The 16,456-nt window shown below is 57.9% G+C and carries 10 protein-coding genes; 3 read left to right on the top strand and 7 right to left on the bottom strand.

The genetic code is table 11. From position 1 onward, the window contains the following. Positions 1-62: 62 nt before the first annotated feature. The 4 genes from ACQQCD_RS03545 to ACQQCD_RS03530 all read right to left on the bottom strand — a co-directional run bounded on the left by ACQQCD_RS03545 (position 63) and on the right by ACQQCD_RS03530 (position 11,229). Positions 63-2,675, bottom strand: a complete 2,613-nt coding sequence (locus ACQQCD_RS03545; protein WP_430267010.1) for a transglutaminaseTgpA domain-containing protein — start codon at positions 2,673-2,675, stop codon at positions 63-65. Then, on the bottom strand, positions 2,672-3,874 hold the full coding sequence (locus tag ACQQCD_RS03540; protein WP_430267041.1) for a DUF58 domain-containing protein: 1,203 nt from the start codon (positions 3,872-3,874) through the stop codon (positions 2,672-2,674). The genes ACQQCD_RS03545 and ACQQCD_RS03540 overlap by 4 nt, the downstream gene beginning before the upstream one ends. 187 nt (positions 3,875-4,061) lie before the next feature. After that, complete coding sequence (locus ACQQCD_RS03535) at positions 4,062-5,033, bottom strand: AAA family ATPase (RefSeq protein ID WP_430267009.1); 972 nt, start codon at positions 5,031-5,033, stop codon at positions 4,062-4,064. Positions 5,034-5,094: 61 nt separating this feature from the next. Then, entirely contained in the window at positions 5,095-11,229 is a 6,135-nt protein-coding gene (locus ACQQCD_RS03530) for an Ig-like domain-containing protein (RefSeq protein WP_430267008.1), read from the bottom strand. A 233-nt stretch (positions 11,230-11,462) separates the two neighbouring features. Here ACQQCD_RS03530 and ACQQCD_RS03525 point away from each other — a divergent pair, with 233 nt between their 5' ends. Then, the gene (locus ACQQCD_RS03525; RefSeq protein WP_430267007.1) at positions 11,463-11,639 is read left to right on the top strand and encodes a hypothetical protein; all 177 of its coding nucleotides are present in this window, start codon (positions 11,463-11,465) and stop codon (positions 11,637-11,639) included. A 160-nt stretch (positions 11,640-11,799) separates the two neighbouring features. On the opposite strand, the gene ACQQCD_RS03520 is transcribed toward ACQQCD_RS03525, so the two are convergent. Genes ACQQCD_RS03520 through ACQQCD_RS03510 form a run of 3 tightly spaced genes read right to left on the bottom strand, consistent with a single transcriptional unit; the run spans position 11,800 to position 14,438 of the window. Beyond that, on the bottom strand, positions 11,800-12,951 hold the full coding sequence (locus tag ACQQCD_RS03520) for an adenylate/guanylate cyclase domain-containing protein (RefSeq protein ID WP_430267006.1): 1,152 nt from the start codon (positions 12,949-12,951) through the stop codon (positions 11,800-11,802). Then, positions 12,941-13,555, bottom strand: coding sequence for a PH domain-containing protein (locus ACQQCD_RS03515; protein WP_430267005.1), 615 nt, complete (start codon positions 13,553-13,555; stop codon positions 12,941-12,943). Before ACQQCD_RS03515 ends, ACQQCD_RS03520 begins: the two co-directional genes overlap by 11 nt. Further along, a complete protein-coding gene (locus ACQQCD_RS03510; RefSeq protein ID WP_430267004.1) occupies positions 13,548-14,438 on the bottom strand; it encodes a biotin--[acetyl-CoA-carboxylase] ligase in 891 nt (296 codons plus the stop codon). The genes ACQQCD_RS03515 and ACQQCD_RS03510 overlap by 8 nt, the downstream gene beginning before the upstream one ends. Positions 14,439-14,616: 178 nt before the next feature. Here ACQQCD_RS03510 and ACQQCD_RS03505 point away from each other — a divergent pair, with 178 nt between their 5' ends. Both ACQQCD_RS03505 and ACQQCD_RS03500 read left to right on the top strand, forming a co-directional pair. Continuing rightward, positions 14,617-16,200, top strand: a complete 1,584-nt coding sequence (locus ACQQCD_RS03505) for an acyl-CoA carboxylase subunit beta (protein ID WP_430267003.1) — start codon at positions 14,617-14,619, stop codon at positions 16,198-16,200. Next, positions 16,197-16,454, top strand: a complete 258-nt coding sequence (locus ACQQCD_RS03500) for an acyl-CoA carboxylase subunit epsilon (protein WP_430267002.1) — start codon at positions 16,197-16,199, stop codon at positions 16,452-16,454. Before ACQQCD_RS03505 ends, ACQQCD_RS03500 begins: the two co-directional genes overlap by 4 nt. Positions 16,455-16,456 lie beyond the last annotated feature (2 nt).

Genomic DNA, 16,456 nt, shown 5'->3' with positions numbered 1-16,456 from the left:
ACAAAATGACGCACCTGGCCGCAGCTCCTGCTGGCAGCTTTGGCATCGTTCCGTCATTGCGCTCATCGTCGGTCACGATCCCTTCTGAGTTCGCTTCGCACAATCGTTTCTTCGCTGACATCTTGTCCGGATAGATTTCCGGCGCTCTCGCCACCGGTAGAAGCGGGCGAGGCGTTGGAGTTGGCATGGCCGCTGGCACTTGTGTTCTCGCTGGCGTTCGTATTGCCGCTGCCGCTAGGAGCAGTCCTGGCGCGAGCCGAACCTGCGGCACCAGAACCGGCGTCACCTACAACAGCCGAACCTTTGGAACGCCCTGAGCGCGAGCCCATTGCTGCCCGAGCGTCGGCCAGCAGCGAGCGCGGCGAGAACTTGGCCCGCTGACGCTGCCAGAAACCCAACTCGCCAGTCATTTCTTTGATCGACTGATCCACATGTGACCAGTACCCGCTAACCTCCTGCTCATCCGGTTGCCCTGCCCCGAAAATTGCGGCATCTGCACGGTTGGCGAGCATCGTGGTGGTTCCTTGGCTCTTGGGGAATGACTCCCCCACCACCATGGCGGCTTCACGCCGAGTTGCGCGTGGATTCAATGTGGCACCAAGGTCAGTTGCGAGGCTGAGGATTTCGCTCCAGCCTCCACCCACACGCTGGGCAGGATCACCGGTGGCAAAGCGACGCTTACGCCGGCGCGATTTGAGCAGCGCGATCAGGATCAGTGGGATAGCCAGGATGGCGATCGGGATTGCTGCGATACCAATCGCTGACAACAAAGCTCCCCAGAACAACCATGGATCGTTCTTCTTCTGATCTGCGTCGAGCGCATCGGGTGAAGAGTCTGCTGGAAGTTCGGCCGGCTCCTGTGGCGGAGGTGGCGGTTGCAGCACTTGTGGCTTGGGCTTTGACTTGTTTTCGGGGTCCGGCGGGATCGGCACGTTGTCCTTGGGCGGTGTGGGATCAAAAGCCACCCATCCCACCTTGTCAAAGGCAACTTCAACCCATGAGTGGACGTCTTTCCCCTTGAGGGAGACCGTGTGTGCACCGTTTTCAGGTGTTTTGGGGTCCGGGTAGAAACCCATCACCACACGGGCCGGGATACCTAGCTGGCGGGCCATCAGGGCCATGGCCACTGCGTATTGTTCGTCATCACCCAGCATTTGTTTTCCGCTGAGCAAGCTCTTGATGCGGGCCGCGCCGTGGCCGGACAGGCTGGGTAGTTGCCCTTCAGAAACCAGCCCGTTGCTGAACGCTCCCTTGGTCCGGAAGTGGGCTTCGAGCTGGCGGACACGTTCAATTGCTGTTGGTGCATCTGCCGCGATGTCGTTGGCTAGCTGACCGACCACAGGAGGCACTTCAGCTATTTCAGGCATGGTGATGGACGCGAAACCGTATTGCGTCATCTGACCGTGTTCGAGCGCAACCGGCTGGGAGACCTGGACTTTATATTCGTCGCCTTTGGACAAGCCAGTTTTACTCAGCGTTGTGTCAGTCCCGGAGTTAAAGAACAAGCTCTCGCCGGCCCCGGATGCATCGCTGGGGAATTCGATTCCAGTGGTTTTGGTGCCACCGGGAACAAAGTACCCCTGGTAGTCCTGAACTTTTACATCCAGACTGTAGTCGGTTGTGGGGAGCGCCGAAGAGTCACCGGCCAGGGTGTTGATTGAACGCGAGTCCCCCACCTTGGCGAAGTTGCCCGAGCCGTTGGGGTCCATGTTGTAAACACTGCCGTTGAAAGCGTCCAAAGCTGCGAGGCGCAAACGGCCATCCTTGGGCAGGCCTGTGACTTCAAAAAGGGTGTCGTCTTTGTGGTCTTTAACGTAATTCCGGAATGAGGCGAGTGGGGTGATGTAGTCGCGCGGGTCAAAGGGTGGCACCACAGTGTCGCGCAGTACTTCGCGGTTGTCCGCTGCTGTAAGCACCGGGGCTGTCACAGTGGTGATCAGTACCGCCCCGGCGAGCACTGCTGCGCCCATCCCCATGCGGCGAAGCTTGCCGCGGCGCTGGGCTCCGGCGTCGGCCTCTGGCCGGTTGGCTGACACCGCACGGGTGTCATTACTTCGCAGTGTGTCCCGGCGGAACGTCGCCCACGTAATGCCAACCAAGGCAAGTCCCAGCCCACGTTCAACGTTCAGGAAACTGGCGCTGGTGCTAAACGCAATGCCTGTAACAAATAGCACCAATACCGGCAGCAAGGGCCAGAACGGGCTCCGTAACCGCCACGTCAATAGCCCCGCGGCCAGCGAACAAAGCAACGCCGAGAGGAACGGAACAACCAACATGCCACCAGCTGTCCCTACTGGAACACCAACGGTGAGCATGTCCTTCCATGAGAAGACCACACCGAGTAACAGGGTCCGCAAGGACTCAAACGAGGGTACGACGCCGGCAATCGCCGCATCCGGCACAGCCAGTGCGGTGCCAAAGAGCAAGCACGCACCCAAGGTGATGGCTGCCGTAATCAGCGCGCCGAGCCGGAAGTGGACACTAGCCAAGGCGATGCCTAGGCCGAGAACCACCCCGCCAAAACCGGCTACAAGGTAGCGAGGGTCGCCACCGAAGCTCAAGCTAAATCCGAGCAGGCCAAGCCCCAGCAGGGCCACGAGTGCTGCAATGTCCACGCCGAGATGCCACGCCGGACGGCCGTCTTTAAAGGGTGATGGTGTCACAGCCAGGCTCATGCTGCTGCCTTTCTGAGAACAATGGCCAAGTCATCCAGGCTGCCCAATGTCACCACGGTTAGATCCGCAATGTTGGCTCGAGCGGGGGCCGCCCCGCTTTGAATACGGACGGCCAAAGCACGCACTCCCGGCGCCACCGATGCTGCGCAGGATCGCAATTGGGAAGGTGTGACGTGGCTGCCAACCACAAAAAACGTCACCGAGGCGTTGGGGACTGAATCGGCCATTGTTCGGGCCAAGTCAACGGCTGTCTTGCGTGAGGGGGCACCCATGATCTTGGTGGCATCATCAAGAAGGTTTCGGCCGGTCTCACAGCGCAGTGGTCCCTTTTGGGTCAAAACGTCCAACTCGCGTTGTTCAACGATGGCCTGGCGACCAATAGATGCCGCTGCGGAGATGGCGAGTTCAAATTCGGCCTCTGACTCGTATTCGTCAGTGTTGATAGACAAGGCAATGGCGAGGTGCGCGCGGCGAGTTTCCTCGAACTGGCGAACCATCAGTTTGTTGGTTCGTGCAGTTGTTTTCCAGTGAATATGGCGTCTGTCATCCCCGGGCACGTACTCGCGCAGCGCGTGGAAAGACACGTCCGCGCTAGAAAGATCCGTGGTGGGCATTCCTTCAAGGTCGCGAATGAAGCCAGCTGCTGAACTTCCCAGAGCCACCGTTTTGGGGTGAACAAAAAGGTCCTGAGGTTCGGTCCACAAGACTTGACGGCGCAAGAGGTTAAACGGGTCAGCTCGTACCGAACGCACGGGCCCCACCACAATCACAGCACGGCGTGCTGTGGGGATAGTAAAGAGGTCTTCGTGGATCTGGCCGGGGCGCATCCGCGGCAGATGGAAGATCGCGGTGGCGCGTCCCACTGGCAGTTCAAGCGCTGCCGGCAGGAGCGGACGTTGGGAGGTGTTGGAGACTTGAATGCTTCCAACTGCGTTGTCGCCAACGGCTACGCGAGTGCGAGCCAGATCCAACAACACTCCGTAGGAGGAACGGCCCACAATAAAAGCGATCGCAATGAGCAAAAGAACGACGGCGAGAACGGCTGCGGTTTTGGCTTCCTGCCAGCCAAAAATGCTGCCAAAAACGCCCAAGAGAACAGCTGCTCCTAAGACTAGCCAGCCCAGCGGGCTAATCACGCCGAACACCGGTGCTAGGTACCTCTTTGAGAAGTCAGTGGTAGCTTTGACAGCTGGTTCCATAGCCTCCCCGGCGGCGCCGCCAGCGACCTTCCACAGCGACTTTGGGTGAAGCTTTGTCCTGCGTCTGTCGCGGTGGAAGGGCTTTTTAATCCATTCCCCCGCCACGGCGAGCACATTATTCTTGCTGGGCATTTCAGAGACCTTTTCTAGGGCGCGAAGAATGGCGCCGCCGAACCGTGCGAGTTGTCTAGACGTTGCTGCGCTGTTGCGGTGCTGCAACGTCGTTTAGCACTCGGTTCAGGACTGCTTCTGGCGTGGCTCCGGAGAATTCTGCCTCCGGGTCCATCACAAAACGGTGGGTCCACACCACACCTGCAAGTTCCTTGATGTCATCCGGCAGAACAAAGTTTCGGCCTTGGGCAGCGGCCCACACTTTAGCTGCACGAACCATTGCCAAGGCGCCACGTACAGAAACGCCCAAGCGGGTTTCCGGTGCGCTGCGGGTTTCTTCGCACAAGCGTGAAATGTACTCGAGAACTGCGTTGTCCACGTGGTTGGTCGCGGCCAGATCAGCCATGTCCGCGATGGCGGCGGTGGTGATAACCGGCGAGAGTTCTTTGGAACGGTCCTTCACGGTGGCGCCGCCCAAGAGCTGAACGGTAGAAGCGTGGTCCGGGTAGCCGATGGAGGTTTTGATCAAAAAGCGGTCCAGTTGGGCTTCCGGAAGACGGTAGGTACCGGCCTGCTCAATGGGGTTCTGGGTAGCGAGCACAGTGAAAGGCCGCCCAGCCTCATAGGTGACACCATCCACCGTCACGCGAGACTCTTCCATCACTTCAAGCAGCGCCGACTGTGTCTTCGGCGATGCACGGTTAATCTCATCGGCCAGAACAATGTTGTTGAAGATCGGGCCCTTGTGGAACTCAAACTTCTGGGTCTTCTGATCGTAGATAGTGACACCAGTGACATCCGAGGGCAAGAGGTCCGGGGTGAACTGGATACGGTTATGCGAGCCCTGCACCGTGGCGGCCATGGCTCGAGCCAGCATGGTTTTACCTGTGCCAGGTGCGTCTTCAAAAAGCACGTGCCCTTCGGCAAGCATGGCCATAAAGGTGAGACGAACTACATGGGATTTGCCCAGCACGGCCTGACCAACGTTGCCAACCAGCTTGTCAAAAGTTCCGGCAAACCAGGTGGCCTGCTCAGTGGTCATTGTCATTTGGAATGCCCTTCATTGTTGGTGCGAGAGATCATATTCAATTCAGGTCAAAAACGTCAGGTCAACAGCGCACGTTGCCGCTTACCACGTGCACAGTGTCGGCACGTGCCCAACGACCGCCAAGACCCTTGCCGCTGTCAGCTGGTCCAGTGATGTGGTACCAAGGCCTTCCGTTAAACGATTGGCATCGGTCCACTGGTGCAGAGCCGTCACTGGTGCTGAACCACGGGTAGGGTGCTCCTGGTCCACCTGGGCTGGCGACACCATAGCAACGTTTTGGCGGTCCAGCGCTCCAGCCAGATGCAGTTCCATCCTTGGGCTCTGTACAGGTGTTGTAGGTGTCACCGTTGACAGCAATCTTGTTGCTCGGTGGCGGTGGTGGCGGCGTCGGATCGGAACCGGACGTCGACGTCGCGCTACCCGCTGGCCCGGTAACAACAGTTACGGCCCGAACCCTCAGCGTGTGCGACTTGGACCAACCGCCGCCAGAGTACGACTTGCTGTTGGCCGTACCCACGTTTGTCCAGCCGCCCCCGTCGAAGCTGACTTCATAGTGGTTGAGCGGACGGCCGTTCATCGCCGGGTTGTTCCATGAGAAGTGAACTTGGCCATCGCCTTTCTGGGACGTAGAACCAGAGACGTTGGGTGCGTTTGGCGGCGCATAGGGATTGCCCGTGCCGATGTTTTTCCCGTCGCCGGAGAGGCTGCTTCGGGATGAGACGGCAATGATGTTGACTGCCACGTTGGTGCCATTAGGTTGCCCGCCGATCGTACCGCCACCTACCGGAATAGGCCCTGAACCGTAGTTAGTGTTCCAACGGTATGAAATCTCACCGGCCGTAGAGCCGTTGCGCTGCGCCGCAGTAAGCGGCGTGAAGGTGATTGCAAGTTGCCCGCTGGATCCTGTTGCTTTAACCGTGCCGCCGCTAACTTGGCCAGGCTTTCCTGCAGCACGCACCTGGTTGGAGGCACCACTGACTTCACTGGTGCCCGCCTTGTTGGTGGCGGACACGGTGAAGCTGTAGTCACTTTCCGAGTTAGAAACCCGCACGTTTTGGCTTGTTGCAGCGGTTTTGACGGTGTTAACAACTTTCCCGCCTTGGAGCGTATTCAGCGTGTAGCTAGATACTGCGTCACCGTTGTTGTTGGGCGCCTTCCAGCTCACGGTCAATTGGCTCTCGTTGCCCACCGGTCCGGCAGATTGCGCAGTCGGCGGTTCCGGGCGCATTGGAGGTCCGGCTGGAGTTTCGGCTGCAGAATATGAGCTCCATTCCGAAGGTTCCGGTGCCAGGTTTGATGCGCGGACCCGGAACTTGTAAGCAACCCCGTTTTTTAGCCCCTTCCATACAAAGCTGGTGCCAGTGAGTTTCGGCTGTGTTGAGATGCCGTTTGGCGCTGCCGGAGAGATTTCCAGCTCGTAACTCGATACAGGAGAGCCCTTAGAAACTGGGGCCGTCCATGCAACGGAAATCTGTTTGTCACCGTATTTTGCCGTGGGTGCCGCGGGCTGCTCAGGACGACGGTCTGGGCGAACTTCCGCAGACGGTGCGGAAGGTTCAGAATCGCCCAAATCGTTGGTAGCGATCACCGTGAAGTGGTACTTGACGTTATTGGTGAGCCCTTTGAGGGTGCAGGAGTTAGCCGGGCAGGATTGTGAGTATCCGCCCTCACCCTTGACCGTGTAGTTTTTCACCGATGATCCCCGGTCAGCAGATGCCTTCCAAGTCAACAATGCCGTCTGGTCACCGATATTGCTGGCCAGTGGGGTGCCCGGTGCGGTGGGCTTGTCCTTGACGGTAAGGCGAATCCGCGCCGTGGCTTGCCGCGACGGATCACGCTTTTCGTCCTGAATCGTGTAGGAAACAACCATGGTCCCGGTAAAACTTTGAGCCGGGGTCACCACCACACCATCGCCCTCAGCAACAGCCCCACCGCTACCGGTCTCGACTTTCGCGGAGATGATCTTCAAGCTCGGGTCCGGCAAGAAACTCTTGTCGTTGGCAAGGACCATCACTTTTACGGGTTTACCGGCGGCGGCGTTGGCTTCAACGTCGTCGTTAGCTACCGGAAGCGGCTTGGCGGAAACCTTCGCCGTCATTGCGTAACTAGCCGTAGCGGTTCCGCCCCGCCCATCGCTGACCTTCACCTGAACGGTGCCGGAAGTCCCATTTTCAACGTCGCCGTCAAGGCTCGCTTTTAGAGTTCGGCCATCCAAGCTGACCTTGAAGCCCTTTGCGTCGTTCGGCAGTAATTCGTACTTGAGTTTGTCGCCGTCGTCTTTGTCCGGGTCGGTGGCCAGTTTGGACAAGTCCACACTCGCTTCGCCGTCTTCAGGGACGTCAAGTGCACTCCCCAGCAAGCGGGGAGGATGGTTTACCTCCGGCGCCCCGATGACCTTGGTCATGATGGTGAGAGTTGACTTCAGCCCATTAGGATCATCCGGGCCGAAGCCATCGGTGACTTCGAAACTAATGGAACCTGGGCCGGCGTAGTCTTTCGCGGCCGTGTACTTGATGGCAGTGCCGTTACCCGCGATCGGATCGCCTCCAGCAGCTCCAATCAGCTTGACGCGATCGGCCTGAGTGATGCGCGGGCTCTTGCCGTCACGGACTTTGACCCACTCTTTGAGGTTAACAGTGACCGAATCGCCAGCTTTGAGCTCAATAACATCATTTTTGGCAAGAACCGGAAGCTGCTGGCCAACGCCTGGGACCCAAATAATGGCTGTGGCCTTTTGGCCATCAACGTCTTCTACCGTGTACGGGATCAACTGGGGTCCTTGTTCCAAAGTGACCACCATGTTGCCGTTCGAGCCGACTTTGGCGTTTTTGTTCTCGCTACCCAGTTTGAGGTTCTCCCCCACGCCGTCAGGGTCTTCGTCATTTTTCAGCACAGGAACGTCCACGGCTGTTTTGCCCAAAGTCTGTGCCTGGGTCACTCGGTCGTCACGGGCGATCGGTGCTTTAAGCGGGACGTTGTTTTTGACGTTGAGTCGAATAGCCGCGTCAGAGGTGGCGCCACGTGAATCGGCCACCGTGTATCGCAGTGAGACAGCTCCCTCTTTCGACGGTGCCGTAACAATGACGCGGCCGCTGACGTCACTAACTTTTGCTTGAAGCGCAGGATCAGCGTCCACACCATTCTTCGGGACACCGATCGGGTCCCCATCGGGGTCAGCATCGTTAGCTAAAGCATCAACGGCAATCTGGCGTCCCGGGCGGACGTCAACAGTATCGTCCGCTGCAGATGGTTTTTGGTTGTTGTCCGGTTGCGGTGCAATACCTACCGTGACAGTGCCTGTGTTGGTGGCTCCTTGACGATCCACCACTTTGTATTGGAAAACGTCAGTTCCGGCACCGTTGCCTGCAGCCACGAAGTCTATAAAGTTGCTTCCGAGTGTGGCTGTGCCCATGCTCGGAGCCGATTCAATGCCACTGAGCTGCACCGAGTCGCCGTCAGGATCGATGCCATCCAGGGGTACCGGAATCTTGATCTTTCCGCCTGCCATCACACGAGCCGTAAGGCTCTGCGGTTGAGGGCGCGTGTTTTCACGCCCTTCTAGCGGAAGGATGTGAATGGTCACTGGAGCAGCGCTCTTTTGCCCCTGGGTATCAACCGCGTTGTAAATGACGCGGACTGTTTTCGGTGTTGAGCCCGCAATGAACCTGACCGTGTCTTCAGAGACAAAAGCCTTGCCGTCTTCTTCGGGGACCGTCTGGGTGAGCGTTGGAGCCACCGTCAGCTTGTCACCCTGAGGGTGGGTGTCGTTGTTGAGGACAGGAATGGTAACCACGTCATTGACTCTGACGTTAACTTCGTCCGGACGAGGTTCAGGCGCTTCGAGCACACTCGGTGCGGGAACCGGAACAACTGAGACTGTTCCGTCCGCGGATTCATGTCCATTTGAAATCTTGTAACTAAAAGTGAAGGGCTGCGTGTCTCCTCGAATATCGGTGACACGCAAAACATCATGGTTGATCACGCTCACCGAAGCTCCGGCGGCTGGATCTACCGTAATGGATTGCACCACCAAAACACTGCCGGCAGGGTCATCATCATTCGCCAGCGGATCTACCAGCACGCTCCCGCCCGCCGGCAAGAGCGCAACATCATGAACGGCTACGGGTTTACCCGGGTCTTTACCTGATTCCACATCAATGCGGATCAGGCCCGCGTTGCTCTGCGGACCATTGCTGGCGATATACGTCAAATAGATCGGACCGGCATTACGCGCCCTAAAAGTGAATGTTCCACCGTCAGTGATGGGCCCAATTTCGGCTTGCGAGTTGGCTTCAACACTGGCCAAGCGCAAGGTTCCACCATTCGGATCAGTGTCATTCTTGAGCGGCGAGACCACTAACTCTTGCCCAGCCACGGCCGTCAAGTGGTCAGCATTGACCAGTGGGACTAGAGCGCCAGGAGGACGCACGTCCACCACCACACGAGCCGTTGTGGTTTCCCGCCCATCCCAAATCTGGACTGTTACGTTCTTTTTGCCTGCTGTAGCACCCGAGTCTTGGTAACTCAGCAAACCGTCCCTGCGGACTTTTACTTGATCTTGGGGGTTGTCCATCTTCGCGTCGAGCAGGACAAGGTCGTCGCCGTCGGGGTCTGTCCAGTCAGTCAAGATGTTTTGGCTGACTTGCTTACCTTGCTCCACCACAAGGGTGGTGGGACCGTCGCGCTTGAACTTTGGTGGTTTGTTTTCATTCGGGCCCACAATCGTCAGCGAAACGCGTCCCGTTGCTGATCCGTTCCGCCCGTCGGCGGCTGTGTAATCAAAAGTTTCGGTGCCGGGGCGAGCGTCGCTGGGGACGGCAATTTGAAACCCTGTTCCGCCATAAATGCTCTCCACCTTTCCTACCTTGGGTCCGTCACCAGCAACCGAGGCGGTGAGAATATCGCCGTCTGGATCAGTGTCATTATCCAAAATGGGCATCAATACCGTTTTGCCGGGGCGCACACCATAAGAGTCTGGCTTCGTCTGGGGCGGGCGGTTCGGTTTGGTGCGGTCGGGAAGGACATTTTTGGCGGTAGTATCCGCAGAGTCGTTGTCCTCTTCGTTGGACTGGTCCTTGGGCGGCAGAACTTCATCCCAGTTGTTGACCAAAAGCATGTTCTGGTTCACGAGCCATACGTTGCCTGAGTTCACGTCATTGAGGACTACAAGGCTGCGGTTAACTCGGAACTCATACTTGGGCGAGGCGCTGGCCTTTGGTACATCCACGGTGCGGTCATCGGCGTCGTTAGGGCAGTCTCGGACGTATTTGTTGGCGCCGGCCCAAGCGGAGTGGGTGCAACCGTCAACATGGACCGGTGCCGTGGGGATTCCCTGCCCGCCGAATTCGATCGTTTTGGAATCTCCCCCGCCCAAAGGAACTTCAATCAGGGCCTTGGGTGTGGCAACGGAAGCGTATTCGCCTGCAATGCTGCTCTGCTGCAGACGAGCGTCTTTGGCATCCGGAATCTGGACCTTTTTGCCGCCTGGAAGAATGAGGTTCCCACTGTTCGGGTCCAAAACCACAGGTTTGTCCCCCACTACGGCCAGCTGAATATCACCGGCACCCTTGAGCGCTTCTACCGAGGAAGTCTCTGTTTTGCTCGCCCGCCCGTCTGCGTCAACGGTGACGGCGGTGATCTCGCCCTTTCGTGGGTCAGCGGTGTAGATACGGTCGTCGCCACCCACGGCTGTCACAAGTCCTTCGGATCCAGTGAAGGCTGGTTCAGAAGACTCTTCGTCAAATCCATTGATTGAAGCGGGGCTAGCAGCCCAGACCTTCCCTTTGGCTTGGTCTGTAACAGCGAGTACTTGTTGGCCGAAGCTCACGGTGGATGAGCCGGGAAGTTTCCTGTCTCCGCCAAGGCGCACGTTGGCGGCACTAATTTGGTTGATCGTGGCGCCTGCAGCATCGTCAACAAAAACGTTTGAAGCGTTTTGAACTACATCGAACTCGGTGCTCGCCGGAGTAACCGCGCCGTCGAGAGCTTTCGAGGGGTAGTTCAGACGAGCCACGGCGTTTTTGCTTTTGCTCGTCACCCACACGCCACCATCGTTTAGATCGACTTCGGTGGTTTTAAACCCGGGGTAGATGATGGCACCGGCCACCAGTACCGCAGCAATGCCGGTGAAAGCGGTACCGGTGATGATTCGGTTCCGCCTAGTTTTAGCACCTTGTTTGCCGAACGCTTGTGTCACAGCAATTTCCCCTGTTTCGCGGCCACCTGCGCAACCTTATGTCATTGTCTAGCCGTTGATTCCTGTAACGGAGGGCCTTAGTCGAGGGCTTTCCTTGTGGAATTGGCTACACACGCCTCACTGACTATGCCACGAAGTTTGGGTCTCCATCAAGAAAATCCATTCAATGGTGGAAGCTTAAACTAAGCGTAAATCCGCTGTTTTTAGCCTATTTGAGGGCTCTCGAATGCGCCATGGGCAGAGCACCCCATACGGCGCTGATGGTGATCCTGCCGTTAGGCTTGAACGCGTTCCTCGGCTTACGGGTTCCTTCCTTTTGGAACGACGAAATTGCCGCAGCCTTGGTCAAAGCCGACGCCGGTACAACAGCGAGCGCCGAGGATGGCTGTAAAGGGCCCCGAGGTTTGTGAAGTTATGAGGAACGTACCGTCCCTCATTCCGCGTTGAACCAGATTCCACCCGACACCACTCAGCCCACAACGCCATACTTGGCCGTCGCTACCTTAGAACTATGTCGCGAGTAGGGGGGCGTGCAATAAAGCTCAAACGTCATAAATTCAAGCAAAGGGACTAATCCAGCACCAGCCCGTGCCCGGTGCCGCGCGAGAGCACCACGGGTTGGATTTCACCGAAGCCACGAACGTTCTGTGGTTCTTGAGGATCCAGCACAAATCGGTCATCTTGGCTCAGCGAGGCTGCCGTCATACTGTCCACCAGCACGGTGCCGCCGGGTTCTGCGAGCGCCGTCAGACGCGCAGCGAGGTTGACCGTAGGCCCGTAAACGTCACCGAGCCTAGACAAAATCCGCCCCCATACTAGGGAAACACGAGCCTGTGGCAGGATTTCGTCGGCACTGAAAGCTTCTGCGAGCGCTAAAGAAATTTCCGCTCCTGCCGATGGTGTCTCGGCGATGTACAGGACTTCATCACCAATGGTTTTGACCAAGCGTCCGCCGCCAATGGAGATGATCTCTGCGCACTTGTTTTCGAACCGTTGCACCAATTGCGCGAGAGTTCGTTCATTCATCCGCCGAGAGAGACTGGTGTACGAAACAAGGTCGGCGAAACCTACGGCTCGGGCAAGAGGCAACGGTGCGTCGTCTTCGTCTCCGTCCCGGCCCTCCTCACTCGACTCCAAACCGGACTGCGCACGAACCGCCAAGCGTTGCACCGCAGCGTTGAGCTGGCGCCGCCATGAGTAGACAAGCATTTCTTCCAGCGGATCGATCATGGCGGGGAGCTCAGCGACCAAACGCTTTCGGGCTGCGGCGTCGCTAATTCCTTGATTGACCACCATGTCTTCAACCAGGGCCTCTATTTGCCACACCACCATTCGGTCCGTCATTTGGCCAATGGCACGAGTCACCGAAATGGCGGCTTCCTCTTCCATCAGACCGTCACGGACCATTGCGACAACGCGAGTGAGAGCCTCTTGGTCGTTAACGGTGAAAGCTACATCCTCGTCCCCGAGGTTGGGAAAGCCCATGGCTCGCCACAATTTCCGTGCGGACATCAGCGAGACTCCGGCGCCGGAGGCTACGTCGCGTCGCTTAAGCACACGGTCTCCACCTAGGAGCCGTGCTTCTAAAGCTTTGGCCGCGCGGCGCTCTTCGCTCAATTCAGGTTTGCGCTCAGCTGCGACTTCATCTTGGTTTCCGGTGAGGGCGAATTCGGGTGCGTCCCGGGGCTCCGGCATCTTAGCCAGCACCTCTTCAACGTCCATCACTCTCACCTTCTCTCAGTTCCCAAGGCAAACTAGGGTCACTAAAATCTCTTAGTTCATCGTCTTGGCCAGGATTTCCACGGTACAACTCCGTTTTTGGAAGTTCCCTCATGGCCTCGAGCAGAAGATTTCTAAACTTTATTACTTCCGGTACGTCAACGAAGGCAGAAGAGCCAAAGTGCCCGGAATCCAAGGTTATATTCCCCGAATGCAATATCCGTTGCAGCAGCGTCTGTTGCACCGAAATATCACGTACGGTGCTCAACGAATACTGCCGATCTTTGCGCCCCAGCATGGAGCGCTTTTCCACCATGCGCAGACTCGTCAGGATGTAGCGAGTGGAATTCCACCGCAACACTCGTGGGAGCGAGTAGAACAAGATCACCCATACTGCCGCTGCACCGCACGCCAGCATCAACCATGGGTCCCAGAGAGGATCAGCCCACGCAAATGCTTGATGCAGGCGGCCACGGCTTAACCAAGCACTAGCAAACGCTGCAGTTGCGGGCACCACCACAAACACCAGGACTGGCCAAAACAGTGCCCTTGGTTGAGCTCTGGTGGAGACAATAACTTGCTCGTTCGGTAATAGCTCTTTACGCATAGCCGCCGTCGGCAGGGCGCAAGTGGATAACGTCCCCTGCGGTAATTAAGTGCTCTTGCCGCGCGGTATCCATAACTACCAGCGCACCGTACTCATCCAAGCCCTGCGCTAGGCCGGTGATCACTTTGTCTCCAGGTAGCTGGGCACGCACTCGTTGTCCCAAGGTCAGCATGGCGTCCACCAAGAGTTCGCGCAGCGAGCGGCCACCTTGAAGCGCGGCGTTCGGGTCGCCGTCGACCGCGCAAAAACTGCGGTAAAGCGCAGAGAAATGGGTCAAATAGGAGGCCAGAACGGCGGTGCGGTCAGCAGTGCTTGCACCCTCAGCAGCCAAAGATGTTGCTGTGGGTACTGGCATCTCATCAACCGTCATACTCACGTTGATCCCGGTGCCTAGCACCACCGCGGGCGGCGCGCCATCGGTGAGCGGCACCAATTGCGCCAAAATGCCGGAAACTTTTTTCCCGTTGATCAGTACGTCGTTGGGCCATTTAATGCCTGCGGCGAGCCCCGCCGTTTGGGTGATGGTATGACTAAGTGCCAAAGCGGCCAGTAGCGAGAACCACGAGTAACTTTGGGTTGGCAAGGGCCGCCCGCTGGCGTTTTGCGGGCGCAACACCACTGAGACCGAAACGGAGGACAAACGTGGAGACTCCCAGGCCCTGTCCAGCCTCCCTCGGGCTGCCGATTGGTGCTCCGCCGTCAAAACAGAAAAGTCCGGATAGCTGTCCGGATCCGCTGAAACAGCCGCTACAAGGTCCGTGTTGGTTGAACCCGTTTCCTCCACAATCCTCAGCTTCGCGATGGAGTGGGCTCGAAGGAATTCCTCACCAAAAACGCTCGGGTCAAGCGGTGCTTTACCCCCAAAGCGCGTAACAGGTTCCATAAAGCCATCCTATCTACTCCCCCGCGGGGCCCTGGGCGGGCGAAATACTGCGGGCGAAATTGTAGGGTTTCTACAGCGGAAAGGGCGCCGAGCCTTATTAGACTAGCCCTGAAGCTGCTGTTTTTGTACGGAAGCTACTGAAGTCAAGAGGCAACTATGCCGGAGCCGGAGAAGATTCATGAGCCACGACCTGAGCACAACTGCGGGAAAGATTGCCGACTTCCGCGAACGTCAGGCACGGGCGGAGCAACCCTCCGGTCCGGAAGCGATCGAAAAGCAGCACGCACGCGGTAAAAACACAGCTCGTGAACGCATCGACATGTTGCTCGACGAAGGCTCCTTTGTGGAGTTTGATGCACTGGCCGTGCACCGCTCCACTGCCTTTGGTATGGAGAAAAAGAAACCGCTCGGTGACGGACTGGTCTCCGGTTACGGCACTGTTGATGGCCGGCCGGTAGCTATTTACAGCCAGGACTTCAGCGTCTACGGCGGTTCCTTGAGCCAAGTAAACGGCGAGAAGATCGTTAAGGTTCAAGAGTTTGCGCTGCGCAACGGCTGCCCAGTAGTAGGCATTCTTGACGGTGGCGGCGCCCGCATTCAAGAGGGTGTTGCTTCCTTGGCGATGTTTGCGGATATCTTCCGCAACAACGTGCACGCCTCCGGTGTGGTGCCGCAGATCTCGATCATTATGGGCCCGTCCGCTGGTGGCGCGGCCTACTCCCCTGCTCTGACCGACTACGTGGTGATGGTGGACAAGACCTCCCATATGTTCATCACCGGCCCTGACGTGATCAAGACTGTGACCGGCGAAGACGTCGATATGGAAACTCTCGGTGGTGCACGTCAGCACAACGCCACCACTGGTACTTCTACCTACCTCGCCTCAGATGAGTCAGACGCCATCGACTTTGTTCGAGAGCTGCTGGACTTCTTGCCGTCCAACAACTTGGCCGAGGCCCCCGTCCTGGAACACGATCAGGAGCTGGAGCTCAACGACGCTGACTTGGCTCTGGATGAATTGATCCCGGACTCGGCTAACCAGCCCTATGACATGCGCAAGGTCATCGAACAGCTCGTCGATGACGCACACTTTTTGGAGATGCAGTCCCTCTATGCGCCCAACGTCCTCATCGGTTATGGCCGAATTGAAGGCCACACGGTAGGCATCGTAGCCAATCAGCCCATCCAGTTCGCCGGGACACTTGACATTGCCGCGTCGGAAAAAGCAGCCCGTTTTGTGCGCCACTGCGATGCCTTCAACGTACCGATCGTGACGCTCGTGGATGTGCCTGGCTTCTTGCCTGGTAAGGACCAAGAGTTCCAAGGCATCATCCGCCGCGGCGCCAAACTCCTGTACGCCTACGCTGAAGCCACTGTCCCCAAGCTCACCGTTATTACCCGCAAAGCTTACGGCGGAGCTTACATCGTGATGGGTTCCAAGAAGCTCGGTGCAGACTTAAACTTGGCTTGGCCCACAGCCCAGATTGGTGTGATGGGCGCACAGGGCGCCGTCAACATCTTGTACCGGCGCGACCTTGCCGCAGTGGCCGAGGCTGGTGGCGACGTTGAAGAACGCCGCGCTGAAGTGATCCGGCAATACGAAGAAGAACTGCTGAACCCCTACCAGGCTGCGGAATTGGGCTATGTTGACGCGGTGATTGCCCCCTCGCAGACGCGTGCGCAGATCATTCGTGGACTGCGGGCACTTCGCGACAAGCGCGCCAGCTTGCCGGCCAAAAAGCACGGAAACATGCCGCTGTGAGTAGGAACAAGGAAGCTAAAGACGGGCCCGACGGCGGGACCCCAGCTCCCCTTTTGCAGGTCACCAAGGGCGAACCGAACGCTGAAGAGCTGGCGGCTCTTACCGCCGTCGTTCTGGCCATTGGTGCCGATGAAACTAACGGCGACGCTGGCAGCAGCCAGGGCCAGGCCCGTTCGAGGAGCTGGATTCGACGGGCGGCGCTACGTTTGGATCCCCGACCAGGACCAGGTTCTTGGCGGCGCAGCCGGGGCTAAAT

The sequence above is a fragment of the Pseudarthrobacter sp. J1763 genome (assembly GCF_050490295.1).
Taxonomy (GTDB): Bacteria; Actinomycetota; Actinomycetes; order Actinomycetales; family Micrococcaceae; genus JBNPEO01.
This window is presented reverse-complemented; position numbering and strand designations above follow the sequence as displayed.

What these genes read in the sequence shown, in the direction of transcription:
- ACQQCD_RS03520 (WP_430267006.1), bottom strand. Translation starts at nt 12,951, where the DNA reads ATGGACGTTGAAGAGGTGCTGGCTAAGATGCCGGAGCCCCGGGACGCA.
- ACQQCD_RS03510 (WP_430267004.1), bottom strand. Translation starts at nt 14,438, where the DNA reads ATGGAACCTGTTACGCGCTTTGGGGGTAAAGCACCGCTTGACCCGAGC.
- ACQQCD_RS03505 (WP_430267003.1), top strand. Translation starts at nt 14,617, where the DNA reads ATGAGCCACGACCTGAGCACAACTGCGGGAAAGATTGCCGACTTCCGC.
- ACQQCD_RS03535 (WP_430267009.1), bottom strand. Translation starts at nt 5,033, where the DNA reads ATGACAATGACCACTGAGCAGGCCACCTGGTTTGCCGGAACTTTTGAC.
- ACQQCD_RS03545 (WP_430267010.1), bottom strand. Translation starts at nt 2,675, where the DNA reads ATGAGCCTGGCTGTGACACCATCACCCTTTAAAGACGGCCGTCCGGCG.
- ACQQCD_RS03540 (WP_430267041.1), bottom strand. Translation starts at nt 3,874, where the DNA reads ATGGAACCAGCTGTCAAAGCTACCACTGACTTCTCAAAGAGGTACCTA.
- ACQQCD_RS03525 (WP_430267007.1), top strand. Translation starts at nt 11,463, where the DNA reads ATGGGCAGAGCACCCCATACGGCGCTGATGGTGATCCTGCCGTTAGGC.
- ACQQCD_RS03515 (WP_430267005.1), bottom strand. Translation starts at nt 13,555, where the DNA reads ATGCGTAAAGAGCTATTACCGAACGAGCAAGTTATTGTCTCCACCAGA.